This is a genomic window from Mycobacterium sp. 1165178.9 (assembly GCF_001673555.1).
GTDB lineage: Bacteria > Actinomycetota > Actinomycetes > Mycobacteriales > Mycobacteriaceae > Mycobacterium.
The window spans coordinates 1-14908 of the sequence record NZ_LZMB01000338.1 but is presented as its reverse complement, the minus strand read 5'-3'; the positions used below and the strand labels follow the sequence as shown (position 1 = coordinate 14908).

General features: G+C 65.3%; 16 protein-coding genes. 9 read left to right on the top strand and 7 right to left on the bottom strand.

Features of this window, described 5'->3' with window-relative positions; translation table 11 throughout:
* From A5652_RS14730 to A5652_RS14710, 5 genes are all read left to right on the top strand, one after another.
* A partial coding sequence (locus A5652_RS14730; RefSeq protein WP_156745351.1) for an amidohydrolase family protein occupies positions 1–217 on the top strand: 217 nt, incomplete at its 5' end.
* Between the two features lie 20 nt (positions 218–237).
* Positions 238–1863 (top strand): acyl-CoA synthetase, encoded by a 1626-nt coding sequence (locus A5652_RS14725; protein WP_067352504.1) that lies wholly within the window; start codon positions 238–240, stop codon positions 1861–1863.
* Positions 1860–2690 carry an amidohydrolase family protein gene (locus tag A5652_RS14720; RefSeq protein WP_067352501.1) on the top strand — a complete coding sequence of 277 codons (831 nt, stop codon included), beginning with the start codon at positions 1860–1862 and terminating at the stop codon, positions 2688–2690. The genes A5652_RS14725 and A5652_RS14720 overlap by 4 nt, the downstream gene beginning before the upstream one ends.
* Positions 2691–2692: 2 nt before the next feature.
* Positions 2693–3739: an acyl-CoA dehydrogenase family protein gene (locus A5652_RS14715; protein ID WP_067352497.1), complete on the top strand. Its 1047-nt coding sequence runs from the start codon at positions 2693–2695 to the stop codon at positions 3737–3739.
* The gene (locus tag A5652_RS14710) at positions 3740–4939 is read left to right on the top strand and encodes an acyl-CoA dehydrogenase family protein (protein WP_067352493.1); all 1200 of its coding nucleotides are present in this window, start codon (positions 3740–3742) and stop codon (positions 4937–4939) included. It begins immediately after the preceding gene.
* 82 nt (positions 4940–5021) lie between these two features.
* On the opposite strand, the gene A5652_RS14705 is transcribed toward A5652_RS14710, so the two are convergent.
* The 7 genes from A5652_RS14705 to A5652_RS14675 form a co-directional block, all read right to left on the bottom strand.
* Complete coding sequence (locus A5652_RS14705; protein ID WP_067352517.1) at positions 5022–6167, bottom strand: thiolase family protein; 1146 nt, start codon at positions 6165–6167, stop codon at positions 5022–5024.
* 46 nt (positions 6168–6213) lie between these two features.
* A complete protein-coding gene (locus tag A5652_RS14700; protein ID WP_067352514.1) occupies positions 6214–7428 on the bottom strand; it encodes a CaiB/BaiF CoA-transferase family protein in 1215 nt (404 codons plus the stop codon).
* Between the two features lie 21 nt (positions 7429–7449).
* Positions 7450–8658, bottom strand: a complete 1209-nt coding sequence (locus tag A5652_RS14695; protein ID WP_067352490.1) for a cytochrome P450 — start codon at positions 8656–8658, stop codon at positions 7450–7452.
* A gap of 119 nt (positions 8659–8777) precedes the next feature.
* The gene (locus A5652_RS14690; protein ID WP_067352487.1) at positions 8778–10430 is read right to left on the bottom strand and encodes an acyl-CoA synthetase; all 1653 of its coding nucleotides are present in this window, start codon (positions 10428–10430) and stop codon (positions 8778–8780) included.
* A gap of 8 nt (positions 10431–10438) precedes the next feature.
* A complete protein-coding gene (locus A5652_RS14685; RefSeq protein WP_067352483.1) occupies positions 10439–11059 on the bottom strand; it encodes a PaaI family thioesterase in 621 nt (206 codons plus the stop codon).
* The gene (locus A5652_RS14680) at positions 11056–11682 is read right to left on the bottom strand and encodes a cysteine hydrolase (RefSeq protein WP_067352479.1); all 627 of its coding nucleotides are present in this window, start codon (positions 11680–11682) and stop codon (positions 11056–11058) included. The genes A5652_RS14685 and A5652_RS14680 overlap by 4 nt, the downstream gene beginning before the upstream one ends.
* Positions 11679–12686: a Rieske 2Fe-2S domain-containing protein gene (locus tag A5652_RS14675; protein WP_067352510.1), complete on the bottom strand. Its 1008-nt coding sequence runs from the start codon at positions 12684–12686 to the stop codon at positions 11679–11681. The genes A5652_RS14680 and A5652_RS14675 overlap by 4 nt, the downstream gene beginning before the upstream one ends.
* An 84-nt stretch (positions 12687–12770) precedes the next feature.
* On the opposite strand from A5652_RS14675, the gene A5652_RS28965 reads away from it, so the two are divergent.
* The 4 genes from A5652_RS28965 to A5652_RS14660 all read left to right on the top strand — a co-directional run.
* Complete coding sequence (locus A5652_RS28965; protein ID WP_255361841.1) at positions 12771–12905, top strand: hypothetical protein; 135 nt, start codon at positions 12771–12773, stop codon at positions 12903–12905.
* An 11-nt stretch (positions 12906–12916) separates the two neighbouring features.
* Entirely contained in the window at positions 12917–14062 is a 1146-nt protein-coding gene (locus tag A5652_RS14670) for a PHB depolymerase family esterase (RefSeq protein ID WP_067352507.1), read from the top strand.
* Positions 14062–14442 carry a nuclear transport factor 2 family protein gene (locus A5652_RS14665; protein WP_067352475.1) on the top strand — a complete coding sequence of 127 codons (381 nt, stop codon included), beginning with the start codon at positions 14062–14064 and terminating at the stop codon, positions 14440–14442. The genes A5652_RS14670 and A5652_RS14665 overlap by 1 nt, the downstream gene beginning before the upstream one ends.
* Positions 14439–14908 (top strand): LLM class flavin-dependent oxidoreductase (locus tag A5652_RS14660; RefSeq protein WP_156745350.1); only part of this gene is annotated, 470 nt, incomplete at its 3' end. The genes A5652_RS14665 and A5652_RS14660, both read left to right, overlap by 4 nt.

Sequence of the window (14908 nt, the reverse complement as noted above, 5' to 3'; positions counted from 1 at the left end):
CGCCCCCTACTACGAGGACGATCTGCCGGAACTCGCCGAGGCCATCGGCGTCGACAAGATTCTGTTCGGTTCCGACTGGCCGCACGGAGAAGGTCTCGCGTCGCCGGTGTCGTTTGCCGAGGAGCTCAAAACGTTCAGTGAGTCTGACGTTCGAAAGATCATGCGGGACAACGCGCTAGACCTTCTTGGTGTCCAAGTCGGCTCGGCTGCCGGATAGAACCGAGGCCGGCTACGCTCGTGAGTGAATGGACCATAGGGGCGGTTCTTGACGAAATCGCCAACGTTATCCCCGACCGGACGATGACGGTCTGCGGCGGTCGTCGCAGCACCTTTCGCCAGTCGGTAGAGCGCTCGCGCAGACTAGCGAACTTCTTGGCAGGGAACGGATTAGGAGCGCATCGAGATCGCGCGAGCCTGTACAACTGGGAATGCGGGCAGGACCGCGTTGCGCTGGTCATGCACAACGATCTGTACCCCGACGTGCTCGTCGGCTGCCTCATGGCCCGGACCGTCCCGGTGAACATCAACTACTACTACACGCCACGCGAGGTCGGCGAGCTGCTCGACTATGTCAAACCCCGAGCGGTCATTTACCACCGTGGGCTGGGCGCAAAATTCGCCGACGTGCTGATAGGGGCCGGCATTGACCTGTTGCTGGCAGTCGACGATGCAACCAACGCCCCGGATTTGCCCGGCGCGGTGTCGTTGAATGACGCGCTGGCGCAGGGGGATACCGACCAGAGCGTGATGGCATCCCCGGACGATCTGCTGATGATCTGCACCGGCGGGACGACCGGCCGGCCCAAGGGTGTGCTGTGGCGACAGTCCGACATCTACGTGACATCGATGGTGGGCGCCGACCATGCCTGCGCCCGGGAGATCCACGACAAGGTGCGCGGTGACGCCGGTGCCCCATGGTTCGCTGTCTCGCCGCTGATGCACGCGGCCGGCATGTGGACGGCATTCGCGGCGATCATGGCGGGTACTCCCGTGGTGCTCTACGACACCTCGAAAAGGTTTGACCCGCACGTGGTCTGGGAGACGGCCGAACGTGAGAAGGTCGGCATGATGACCATCGTGGGGGACGCCTACGCCGCACCCCTGGTGGCGCAGCTGCGGGCTGGTTCCTACGACTTGTCGTCGCTGTATGCGATCGGCACCGGCGGTGCCGCGACCAATCCGAAGTATCAGCAAGCCCTGCTGGAACTGCTACCCCAAATCACGCTCATCAACGGTTATGGCTCGTCGGAGACGGGAAACATGGGATTCGGCCACAGCCGGCTCGGCACGCAAGCCGACACCTTCACGTTGCGGGAGGGCGGACTGGTTCTTTCCGAGGACTACAGCCACTTCCTTGCCCCCGGTGAGACGGAGGTGGGCTGGGCCGCCAGGGAAGGGCGAATACCGTTGGGATATTTCAACGATCCTGACGCCACCCGTAAAACGTTTCCCGAGATCGACGGCAAGCGGGTGGTGATATCCGGTGACCGGGCAGGATTGGAACCCAATGGAACGTTGCGGCTCTTCGGCCGTGACTCTCTGGTGGTCAACACCGGCGGCGAGAAGGTTTTCGTCGAGGAAGTCGAAGAGGTGCTGCGCGCCCACCCGGCGATCGCCGACGCCCTGGTGGTCGGTCGCCCCAGCGAGCGCTGGGGCGAGGAACTCGTCGCCCTCGTTGAACTCCGCGATGGGGCCGCCGCGGCCGCCGATGAGCTGCACACGCTCTGCACGTCGCGGCTGGCGCGGTTCAAGGCGCCCAAGGAGTTCGTCGTCGTCGAGCGCGTGCAGCGCCTGGGCAACGGTAAGGCCGATTACCGTTGGGCGAAACGTCACGCAACAGCGAAGGCGCCGATATCGACATGAAAGCTATCGATTGCCTGGTCAACGTGCACTTCGGCGAAACCGAGCAGCAGCCCACCTGGATGCTCAAGGTACGCGACGACTACTTCAAGGGACCGGAGTCGATGTTCGAGCCAGTCGAGTTGTCGAAGCTGCTCGAGGAAATGGACGCCCAGGGCGTGCGCAAGGCGATCCTGATGGACAACCTGACCAAGCCTTCGGTGACCGCGCGAAAATTCGTCGAGGAGAAGCCCGACCGCTTCGCGCTGGCGATGGGCGGGGTCAACCTGCTGCGCCCGATGCCGTCCCTGCGGGAACTTTCCTCCATCGTCAATGACCTGCCTGTTGCCTATGCCGCTGTGGGACCGAGCTTTTGGGGTGACGGTCAGTACCCGCCCAGCGACGCCGTGTATTACCCGCTCTACACCAAGTGCGCCGAGCTCGAGCTGCCGCTGTGTATCAACACCGGCATCCCCGGACCACCCATTCCCGGGGAGGTGCAGAACCCGATCCATCTGGACCGCGTCTGCGTGCGATTTCCCGAACTGAAGCTGTGCATGATTCACGGCGCCGACCCGTGGTGGGATATCGCGATCAGGCTGTTGATCAAATACGCCAACCTACGGTTGATGACGTCGGCCTGGTCGCCAAAGCGGTTGCCGGACAGCCTGTTGCATTACATGCGGACCCGCGGACCGAACAAGGTGATCTTCGCTTCCGACTGGCCGGTGCTGAAGATGGACCGCGTCGTCCCCGAAGCGGCCGGGCTGGACCTGCCCGCCGACGTGCTCGACAACTACCTCTACAACAATGCCCAAGAATTCTTCTTCGGTGGCCAGAAGGAAGGCTGAGGATGGACCGCTATGAACTACGCAGGCTCGACTACAGCCTGACGTCGGACCACGAGGCGTTGCAGGCCGCCTACCGCGATTTCTTCAAAACGCATTGCTCGATCGAAACCGTGCGCGCCGCCGAGGAAACCGGCTTCGACAAAAACCTGTGGGAGCGGCTGTGCGCCATGGGCGCAACGACCATGGCGGTCCCGGAATCCGCCGGCGGAGACGGTGCGACACTGGTCGATCTGACTTTGGTGGCCGAGGAGATCGGTCGGTCGCTCGCGCCCGTCCCGTGGATCGATCAGGTCTGCACCGCACGGCTGCTCGCGCGTCTCGGAGCGGTCGAACCCGACGTCGTGCACGGCAAGCGACTCGCCGCATTCGATCCGCAGCAGGACAGCGTGTCCGGCGCTCGGCTCCTGCCCACCGGGTCGATCGCCGACCAGATCATCGTGCGCGATGGCGACGACGTCGTCGCGCTGACGTTCGGCACGCGCCCGACCAAGGTGGACAACATCGGCCGGATGCCCATGGCCTGGGTGGACCCGGCAGCCGCCGACACCCGTACCGTGCTGGCCAGCGGATCCGATGCGTTAGCGGAATATCAACGGGCGCTGGATGAATGGCGGGTGTTGAGCGCGGCGGCGTTGGTAGGCCTGGTGGAGGAGACCATGACCATCGCAGCCGAGTTCGCCAAGACCCGCTACACGCTGGGGGTTCCCATCTCGACGCTGCAGGGCATCTCTCACCCGCTGGCCAACATCGCGATCACCGTGCAGGGCGGCCGCAATCTGGCGCGCCGGGCGGCCTGGTTCCTGGACAACGAGCCGCACGAGCGACCGGAGCTGGCGCCCTCGGCGTTCGTGTTCATGGCGGAGGAGGCGGCGAAGGCCGCGACTATGGCCGTGCATATCCAAGGCGGACTTGGCGTTTCGGCGGAGGCCGCGGCGACGGCGTATCTGGTGCGTGCCCGCGGCTGGGCATTGGCCGGTGGGGATCCCGGCGCCAGCGCCAAGTACATCGGCGAGCTGGTCGCAGCACGCGAAAGCGGAAAGGGCGCCTAAGTGGATTTCTCACGAGTCACGCTGTCCGACGACGATCAGCGCTTTCTCGAAGAAGCGCGCGATTTCCTGCGCACGCATGTCACGGAAGACGTCAAGCGCCGGGACCGGGAAACGGGCGACAACTTCGACGAAGGAGTGCACCTGGCCTTTGGCGCCGCCGGCTACCTCGAGCGGGAATGGAAGCCGGAGGCTGACGGTGGCTTCAGCCGGCTGCATCGCCGCATCTGGGAGCTGGAAAAGCGGCGCGCGCACGTGCCATGGGTGACCTGGGGGACGACCGCCATGGTGGCCCGTTCGGTCGCGAGGTTCGGCTCTGCCGAGTTGCGGGACGAGGTGCTACCGGGCGTCTTCAGCGGGCATGTCCGGCTGTGCCTGGGCTACACCGAACCCGAGGGTGGGTCCGACATCGCTACCTGCAAGACCCGCGCGGTGCGGGAGGCGGATGGATCAACCTGGATTATCAATGGCTCCAAGATGTTCACCACCGGTGCGCACAACTGTCAGTACGTCTTCCTCATCACCAATACCGATCCGGACGCTCAAAAACACAAGAGCCTGACCATGTTCCTGGTTCCGCTGAGCTCTGCAGGCATCGAGATCCAGGGCATTCGCACCGTCGACGGCGACCGCACCAACATCGTGTACTACAGCGACGTGCGCGTCGACGACAAGTATCGCCTGGGCGACGTCAACGCGGGCTGGACGGTGTTGCGTGAACCCCTCAACACCGAGCACGGAGCGGTGGCGGCCGCCCCGGACGGGCTACAGGACGTGTCGATCATGATGCACCAGGCCGGTTTCATGGCCGACGCCCTGGACAAGGCCGCAGCCAAGGTGAGCGAGCGGGATCCGAACGGGCGCCGGCTCATCGATGATTCGGCGGTGGCATATCGCTTGGGTCGCAGCGCGGCGCGGATGGAAGCGTCATTGAGCGCGCCCAGCATCTTCGGGCGCGTCGCCCTGGCGCAGACGATGCGTGACATCTCTCCGGACTTGATGGACATTCTGGGTACCGCGTCGACGCTGCCCCTCGGCACCGACGGCGCGGCCGACAACGGGGCAGCGGAATACGTTTACCGATTCGCCCCGCTGGTCGGAATTTACGGCGGCACCCTCGAGGTGTTCCGCAACATGATCGCGCAATACACGCTGGGCCTGGGAAAGCCGGCGTACGCGCCGGTCGCGCGGAAAGCGTCCTAGCTTGCGCCGAGCGTGAACTGACGGCGACCGCCTTCGGCGTGTCGTCGCCGTCAGTTCACGCTCGGCGCTAGGGGATTACCGGTCAGGTCGTGAGGATGGTCGCCGCGGCGGTGCCCGGCGCGCCGTACAGCTGGGTGAATCCCACCTTCGGGTTGCCGGGCACCTGGCGCTCGCCCGCCTCGCCGCGGAGTTGGAGCACGATTTCGTGGATCTGCCGCAGGCCGGAGGCGCCGATGGGCTCGCCGTTGGCGATCAGCCCCCCGTCGGTGTTGACCGGCATCGCGCCGTCGATCTCGGTGGCGCCGTCGGCCAGGAGCTTTTCCTGATCGCCGTGCTCGCACAACCCGCACTCGGCCATGTGGATGATTTCGGCGCCGGCGTCGGTGTCCTGCAGCTGGATCACGTCGACGTCGTCAGGGGTGATGCCGGCCTTCTCGAACGCGCCGCGGGCGGCGTAAACCGTTGGCGCCACGTCTTCGTCGACGGGTGCGCAGGTGGTGTTGACCTCGTAGGCCCCGTAGCGGCGCGTGCGGACCTCGACTGCCCGCAGATAGACGGGTTTGGAGGTATAGCGGTGCGCGATGTCCGCTCGGCACATGACCACCGCGGCGGCACCCTCGTCGGGCGCGCAGAACATGTATTGCGTCAGCGGGTAATTGAGCATCGCCGAGTTCAGGATCTCTTCTTCGGAGATCGGCTTCCGCCGAAATGCGTTGGGGTTCATGGCCCCATTGCGGAAGTTCTTGGCGGCGACCTTGGCCAGGGTCTGCTGGGAAATGCCGTGATCGTGCAGGTAGCGGTTGGCCTTCATGCCGAAGAACTGGGTGGTCAGGTACTGCCCGTTCTCCGCATACCAGCGCGGCATGCCGACCAGTGCGGGGTCTTCGGTGAACGCGCCGCGCGGGTGTTTGTCCAGACCAACGGCTATCCCGATGTCGTAGTCGCCTAGTCGGATGCCGTCGGCGCACGTCTTGGCGGCGCTGGCGGCGGTCGCGCATGCGTTGAACACGTTGGTGAACGGGATGCCGGTCAGACCGACCATTCCGACGATCGCGTCCGGGTTGGCCACCGTCCAGCTCCCGCCGGTGGCGAACTGGACGTCCTGCCAAGCGATTCCGGCGTCGGCGACCGCGGCGACGATGGCCTCGACGCCCATCTGCATCGCCGACTTGCCCTCGAAACGCCCGAACGGGTGTAGGCCCACGCCGATGATGGCGACGTCATTCACGGGCGCCACTCCTCATCGCTTTCGCTCTGCATCGTCGTGGCGCGATTCACGCAATAGCCCCTGCATTCTTGAGTTCTTCGATCCGGTCCCAATCCATGCCGAGCTCCATCAGAACCAGCTCGGTGTGCTCGCTGGCCTGCGGCGCCCGGGTCGTCGTCAGCGGCTCGTGATTGAACTGGACGGGGCCGCGGACCACGCGGAACGGCTTGCCTCCGCCGGCGAGCTCGACTTCGGCGATCATGTCGTTGGCGATCGCCTGCTCGTCGTCGACCAGGTCGATGAGGCTCTGGAACGGCGCCCATTGTCCCTTCATCGTCTTAAGGTGCTGCCGCCAATAGTCAAAGGGTTTGCCGGCGAAGGCCTTCGCGATCAGCTCGGCGGCGGCGTCGGCGTTCTGGATCAAGGGGAGCACGTCGGCGAAGCGCGGATCGTCGGCCGCCTCGGGAATGCCTAGGTGTTCGAACGTGTCGCGGATCAGCCCGGTCGGGCTGATGATGCACAGGTTGATCGTGCCGCCGTCGGAGGTTTCGAAGTTGCCCATGAAGGGATTCACCGAGGGCGCGCCGGAACCCGGCATCGGAGTGCGCATGACCTCGCCGGTCTCCATGCCCTGCGTCACGCTGGCGCCGGCCGCCCACCACGCTGTGCTCAGCAGCGACACGTCGAGTTCGACCGCTTCTCCGGTGCGCTCGCGATGCAGCAGCGCGGCCGAGATGCCGCCAGCGATGAACATGCCGCCGATCGAATCGCCGAATGCGGGAATGCCTTGTCCCAGTGCGCCGCCCAGCTCCTCGGGCGTCAGGGCATAGCCGATGCCGCTGCGCGTCCAGAACGCCGTACCGTCGTAGCCGCCGGTGTCACGCTCGGCGCCTTTGTCGCCGTAAGCCGACCCGCGGGCGTACACGATGTTCGGGTTCACTTCGCGGATGTGCTCGACGTCGAACTTGTGCTTCTGGCGTTGCGCGGGCTTGTAGTTGGTGAGGAACACGTCCGCGGTCTTGGCCAGTTCGTAGATCACTTCCTGGCCGCCCGGCGTGGAGACGTCGATCCCGACACTGCGTTTGCCCCGGTTGGGATGTTCCATCAGCGGGTGTCGTTCCGGGTCGATTTGAATGCCACCCATATTCAGAAAGCCGCGCTGGGTATCGCCGCGGGCTGGGTGTTCGACTTTGATGACGTCCGCTCCCCAGTCGGCCAGGATGGCGCCCGCCGCCGGAACGAAAGTGAACTGCGCAAGCTCGAGGACCCGAAAGCCCGTCATGACTTTGACCATTTCCGGACACTACTTCGCGTCGAACGTCACCGGAAGCGCATTCGGTGACCGGAACGGCTGGCCGTGGATGTGCGGGTCATCGTCGGTCAGCAAGGTGACGTTGGTCAGCCGGTCCAGCAGGCATTCCATCGCGACGCGCGTTTCCAGCCGCGCCAGATGCAAACCCAGGCAGGTGTGCTCACCGGCGGCGAACGAGATGTGTGGCACGTGCTGGCGGAAAATGTCGAACTCTTCGGAGCGTTCCCAGCGTCGCTCGTCGCGATTCGCCGAACCGATGCACACGCCGATCACCGAACGTGCCGGTATCTTCACACCTTCCACCTCGGTGTCTTCGGTCGTGAAGCGTTGCACGACGGTCAGCGGCGTCTCGTAGCGCAGTCCTTCCTCGATGGCCGCGGCCAGCAATTCGCGGTCGGCTTGCAGCGCCGCGAACTGCTCCGGATGCGTCAGCAGCAGATACAACAGATTTCCCGACGAGCGGTAGGTGGTTTCCAAGCCGGCCGGCAGCAGCAGACGAAGGAACGAGTAAATGGCTTCGTCGGTGAGCTTTTCGCCGTCGATCTCCGCGGTAACCAGGTCACCGATGATGTCCTCGGTGGGCGTGGATTTGCGCTGTTCGATCTGCTCGACGAAATACTCCTTGAGCGCGGCCGAGGCCTCGAAGGCGCCTTCGTAGTCGACGTGGTAGCTGATCAATTGCACGGCGCGCTTGCGGAACATCGGCAGGTCTTCGGCCGGCAATCCCAGTAGCTTTGCGATCACTCGGGTGGGGAATTCGAAGGTGAAGTTACGGATCAGGTCGGCGTGACCTGTTTCGATGAACTCGTCGATCAGGGCATTGCAGATCGGCCGCACGACGGTGGGCTCCCAGCGGGCCAGTGCCTTGGACTTGAATGCCGCGGAAACCAAGTTGCGGTGTTCGCGGTGTTTCTTTCCCTCCATCGCCAAAATCGTCGGCCCCATGAACAGGCCGATGGTCTTGTCGTACGGCTTGGAAGTAAACACCCGGCCATCCCGAAACACCGTGTTGACCGCGTCGAACGACATCGCGGAGTACTCCTGCCTGGGTCGCAGGGACTCCGGCGTCTTGGAGTAGTTCATCACCGTGCCGGCGAACACGCCGGCCTGGTGCCGCTTGCGGGCAAAGAACGGGTAGGGGTCACGCAGGCTGACGGTCTCGTCGCCGGCGGCAGCGGCGGTGTGAACGTTGGTCGTCACTTGATCTCCAGCATCTCGACCTCAGCACGATTCGAACACGTACTTTGTAAGATCGTACTGTAATTATTACAGTAGGCAATATGGGACTGCCAAGCGGTCGCACCCCCCGGTTTTACCGGTCAGCCATTCATCGCCTGCTCACGGGCCCACCGGTAGTCGGCCTTTCCCGACGGGCTGCGCTCGATGACCGGACGGAACACGATCGCTTTGGGGAGCTTGTAGCGCGCCAGCGTCTGCGCGGCGTGCGCCACCAGTTCCCCGGACTCGACGTCGACGCCCGGCGCGAGCGCCACCACGGCGACGACCTCCTGACCCCACCGCTCGCTCGGCCGACCGGCGACGACCACGTCGGCCACCGCGGGGTGTGACGCGATGGCCGTTTCGATCTCCTCGACGAAGATCTTCTCGCCGCCGGAGTTGATGGTCACCGAATCGCGGCCCAGCAATTCGATGCAGCCGTCGGTGCCGTGGCGCGCGCGGTCACCGGGGACGGCGTACCGCACACCGTCGATCACGGGAAATGTCTTGGCCGTCTTGGCCGCATCGCCCTTGTAACCGAGCGGAACGTAGCCCCGCTGCGCGAGCCAGCCCATCCCGTCGTGGCCCGGTTCCAGGATTGCGCTCAGGTCCTCCGCGGCCACGAAGGTGTCCGGGCCGGCGTTGAACCTGCCGGTCGCCACGGCTTCCGATGTCGACATATGGTGCATCTGCGCGCCGGTCTCCGACGATCCGACGCCGTCGATCACAACCGCGTTCGGCAGCGTTTCGATCAAGCGTTGCTTGACGTACGGGGTCAGCAGCGCACCGCCGTTGGCGACGACGGCTAGCGACGACACGTCGGCAATCCCCTTCTCGATCGCGGCGACCAACGGGCGCGCCATCGCATCGCCAACCACCGTGACCACCATGACGTTTTCCCGCTCGATCGTGCGCACCACGTCGTCGGCGTCCAGATGATCGACGACCGTGGGGAAGACGACGGATTGCCCCGTGGTGATCGCGGTCATCACACTCCACTGGGCCGCACCGTGGATCAGCGGGGGCAGGATCATCAGCTTGGTGCCCGGGCCCGAGGCGGCGCGCTCGACGATCTCGTCGATGGAGCTCGACGGCTCGCCGGTCATGAGATTCCGACCTCCGAAGGAGGTCATGAAAATGTCGTGCTGGCGCCACAACACGCCCTTCGGCATCCCCGTCGTGCCACCGGTGTAGAGGACGTACAGGTCGTCGGCGGAGTGCCGCACCGGCGGCGGCTCCGGAGACGCCGACGCCAGGGCAGCCTCGTAATCGACTGCGCCCTCCAGCAATTCGTTGCCCGAGTCATCGGCGATCTGGATCAGCACGCGCAGCTGTGGCAGATCCGGCAAGATCTCGGCCACCCGCGGTGCGAACGCCGCGTGGTAGAGCAGCGCGGTCGCCCCGGCATCCGCGAGCAGGTATTGCAGCTCGCTCTTCACGTAGCGGAAGTTGACGTTGAACGGGGCGACTCGCGCCTCGAAGCTGCCCAGCAACGCCTCGACGAATTCGTTCCCGTTGTAGGCGTAGAGACCCAGCAGGTCCTGGCCCACCTCATGGCCGCTCAGCGCGGAGCGCTCGGTATGGCAGCCCAACCCCTGCGAATGCAGATACGCGGCCAGCCGGTTGGCGCGTTCGATCACCTGCCGGTAGGTGTAGCGCCGGTCGCCCTGGATGACCAACTCCCGATCGGGGATGGCGGCGGCGACGGCCTTCGCGACCGCCGGCACCGTGAATGTTGTTGTGGTGTCGGACATCGTGCCTCTCACGGCTGGTGGGGTAGCAAGCGAACCATCAGGCCGTTGGCTTCGCTGAGGAGCGTTCCATCGGCGGCTATCATAGTAGCGTCAATGAAAACCTTCCTGCCGTCGACGCGTGTGATGCGGCCGTGGGCCGTCAGTGGCTGGTCGACGGGGGTGATGCTGCGGAAGTCGACGTGCAGGTATGCCGTGCGCGTCGGCCGAATGTCCGCGGTCGTCACGACCATGCCGAACAGCCAGTCGTAGAACAGCGGGATCATGCCACCGTGCACGGCCCGATTCCCGCCGATATGCGAGGTTGTGAAATGACCGGCCATCCGCACGCCGTCGGCACCGGACTCGGTCACCATCCAGGGCGGCATCAGGGGATGGGCCAGCCCGGGCAGGCTCAGCACCCGCCCGGCCACCGCCTCGGTCTCCGGGACCCGGTGGCCGTCCAACAGCGCGCAGGCCTTCTCCAGGTGCGCGGTCGCGGCGGCCCATAGCGCGGTGTCGGGCTTGGTGGACACGGTCAGATCCTGCAGACGGCGCAGCGCCGCGATGAACGGGCCCAGTTCCTCCGGCGCGTCCTCGACGGGCCTGACGTCGGGAAATCCGCCACGAACTTCCGGCGCTGTTTCGGTCATCGCGGTCCTTCGTCCCATGCCCGGATCAGATCGTCGGTGCTGGCGATGGTGGCCAGCAGCGACAGCGTGTTGGCGATCATCGCTGCACCATAGTCGGCGGGTATGCCGGCAACCGCGTCGCGGGGGAGGACCACTCGGTAGGCGGCGTTGACCGCGTCCATGACGAGGTTGGGAATCGCGATGTTCAGCGAAACGCCGACCACGACGATGGTCGACACTCCGAGATTGCGCAGCACCGCGTCCAGGTCGGTGCCCCCCATCGGTCCCACGCCGTGCCACCGGCGCAAGACCAAATCCGAAGGCTCCGGCCCTAATTGAGGCAGCAACTCCGCGCCCGGCGTCCCGGGCGTGATGTCTACCTGGTTGCCGCCCATCGCGAAGAGCTTCGCGTTGTGATTGGAACCGAGTCCGTCGGGCCGCCGCTGCACCAGGCAGTGCACGACGCGCACTCCGGCCGCCCGGGCCGCGGGCAGCAGGCGCGCGATGTTGGGCAGCGCCTCGCGGCGGGCTTCCTCCGCGAGCATTGCCAGCCCGGCGTCGGGGCCCATGACCGCGCCCTGGCACTCCTGGGTGACGATCGCGGTGTGCCCGGGTGCGGCGAGCCCGGCCAGTCGGTCCGTCATGCGGGGGCGCCCACCGGCGCGACGTCATAGAATTGCGTCGCCCATTTCCTGAGCGCCATGTAACCTTTCGCATCGACTTTCGACAGCGCGGGGTGTTCGACGTACTTCTGGTAGCGCCAGATCTGCAGATCGTCGAAGACGGTGGACAGGAACTGTTTCTCGATGACCTCGCGTAGTTTCCCGTCGGGAACCTCGGCCGTGTCCCCGGGAAGCCGCGGCCACCAGATCGAGTAGAACAGGTCCGAGCTTTCGTCGTCGACCGGCGTACAGGTGAAGATCAACCGATGATTCTGTGCGCCCTCGAAGACGCTGATCGCGCCGCCGAGGCCGAACAGGTGGCTGTGGAACCGCAAGGCGAGATCGTCGGGGTTGTCGCTCTGCGCATCGGGCCAGCCCGCAATGAACTGCCATTCCTGGCCGACGATCTTCCAATCCAGCACCCTGGGCGTCACCGTGGCGTGGTGCACGTATTCGAAATGGGCGCTGTCCGGGGCATTCTCGGCCACAATCTGCGGATGCACCGGTTCGCGCTCCGCGCGCCGGGAGAACTCCGGGTATGCGCGGTAATAGGCCGCCGGGTCCGTCTCGAACTGCGGGAACTTGTGAAAGATGTCCGGCATCTCCCATTGCGGCTCCTCGCCGTCCGGGTGGTGCCAGACGAAGACGCAGCCGTACTGCTCCCGGACGGGATACACCCGCAGGCGCAGTCCGCGGTTGGGCCGGTCCGGCTGATAGGGGATGTATCGGTTGGTGCCGTCGGGACCCCAGCGCCAGCCGTGGAAGGGGCACTCGACGCAGTCGCCGACCACCTTGCCGCCGTGACCGATGTGCGCCCCGAGGTGCTTGCAATGTGCTTCTAAGACGTGCAGTTCGCCTTGCTCATCGCGGTAGGCCACCAGATCCTCGCCGAAGTAGTGCAGCGGTCGGACTTCGCCCGCGGGAAACTCAGGAGACCAGCCGACCATGAACCAGCCGGTTACTTTCCAGGTGAATGGCACTTTCACGGCCGGCACCTCTCGTGATCGTTGATACTAAACCCATTACAGTATAGATTTCAGCAGTCTGGCCCGCGCCCGGCAAGGAGTGAAATGACGACAGCGGCTGACGAGCTGGAAGCCATCCGGCAACTGAAGGCGCGTTACTGCCGCTTCCGGGACAACGGCGCCGCTGCGCTGAAACCGCGGCCGGCGGATACGCCGGGTTCAAATTGGCTTGGCTGGTGAAGGTGGGCGACATGGCGACGGCGATGAGCGGACTGGGCCTGGCTCAAGATGTGGCCCGCGAGTTGGGAATGCTGATGCCGCGCACCGTGGCCGGCCTGCGGGAGTCGACCGGCTGGGCCCCACTATCGCCACGTGGGGCCCGTCAGTTCGGCGAGGCGATGCTCGACGAACTGGTGCTGAGCGCCTTCTCACTGCTGGGCGGAAGTCCTGCGGCGATGCGGTCACTGGATGCGTGCAACGCGGCGGCCGACGAGCTCTCGTCGCTGGGCATTGACCGGGCGCACGCGGAGCCGAAACCGTTGCGGCCAAGCTCGATACGCAAACACAGCATCGCGGGTCTGGGGTATGAACGGATGGCCTTCGAGCACGACCCGACGTTGCCGGCCACGCTGGAGGCCGACGGACTGGGCGGTCCGGCACGAGCGGTGGTGCGCCTGTGTCGGCACCACGACGGACCCCGCCCATGGCTGGTCTGGGTGCACGGGGCGGGCCAGGGTGGCGACGAAGACCTGCTGTTGACCCGGATCGGACGCATACATCACAAGCTGGGCTTCAACGTCGCGCTGCCGGTCCAGCCCGGCCATGGCTGCCGGCGACGCCAATGGCCGGCCTACCCCGACATGGACCCGCTGGGCAATGTGGCGGGCATGATGCGCGTGGTGTCCGAGGTTCGCGCCGTTGTGCGGTGGGTACGGCCGCAAGCCACCGCCGTTGTGGTGGCAGGGATTTCGATGGGCACTCCGGTGGCAGCGCTGGTTTCCCACCTGGAGAAGCAGATCGACGCGGTCGCCCTCTACACGCCGATCCTGGGGCTCAACGCGATGATCGCGCGGCACCTGCAGCGGTGGGGCGCATCACGCGAGGGGTTCCGCGAGTTGCTGGAATCTCCCGTGGTGACCCGACTGACCTCGGTGATCGATCCCCTGGCGGTCACTCCGTCTCCGCCGCCGGATCACCGGCTGATCGTCGGGGCGTGGCACGACCGGATGGCGATGCGCGAGCCCGCCAACGCGTTGCAGGAACGCTGGGGCGGCCAACTGTACTGGTACGACGGCAGCCATGTCGGGCATGTCTTCTCGCGGCGGGTGCAGCGCATCACCGACCGGTTTTTGCTCGACGTGGCTGCGCGGCAAGCACATGGTGCGGTGCCCGACTGATGGCGCCCACGTGGACCGCGCGAACGGTGGTCGAGCTGTATAACCTCGTCGTGTGGAACGAGCGCAACATCGACCTGGCCGATGAGCTGTTGGCGGACAGCGTAATTCGGCACGAGGTCGGCGGGGCGCGTACGCTGACCCACGCCGAGGCGGTGCAGCGGGTGGTGGACATGTGGCAGCTGGCCAATTCATTGCACTTCGACCTCAACCTCGTCATCGACGGCGACGATGGCGAACATGTGGCCATCGTCTACGACTCGACGATAACTACCAAGGACGGCACCGAGACCAACATCGCCAGCATCGAGGTGTTCCGCGTCGTCGATGGCAAGATAGCCGAGGTTTGGAACTGCGGCTATCAGCAAGGGGTTTGGAATTGAGTGAACGTTCGCTTGATGAATTGGGTTTCTACCTGCTGGCCGGGGCCGGTGGTGAGGGCCCGGCAACATTGATGGACGAGGCCCGTCGCGGCGAGGAACTGGGCTTCGGCACCGCTTTCATCTCCGAGCGGTGGAATGTCAAAGAGGCGTCGTCTCTGGTCGGGGCCGCGTGCGCGGTCACCAGCCAGATGCAAATCGCCACCGCGGCAACCAATCACAACACTCGTCATCCCCTGATCACCGGATCCTGGGCGACCACGATGCATCGCCTGTCGGGCGGCCGGTTCACCCTGGGGGTTGGCCGCGGCATCGCCGCGGTCTATGGGGCCTTCGGCATCCCGGCGGTGACGACGGCGCAGCTGGAGGACTGGGCTCAGGTCATGCGCCGGTTGTGGCATGGTGAGCTGATCTTCAATCACGACGGTCCGATGGGCAAGTACTCCATCCTGTTCCTCGATCCCGACTT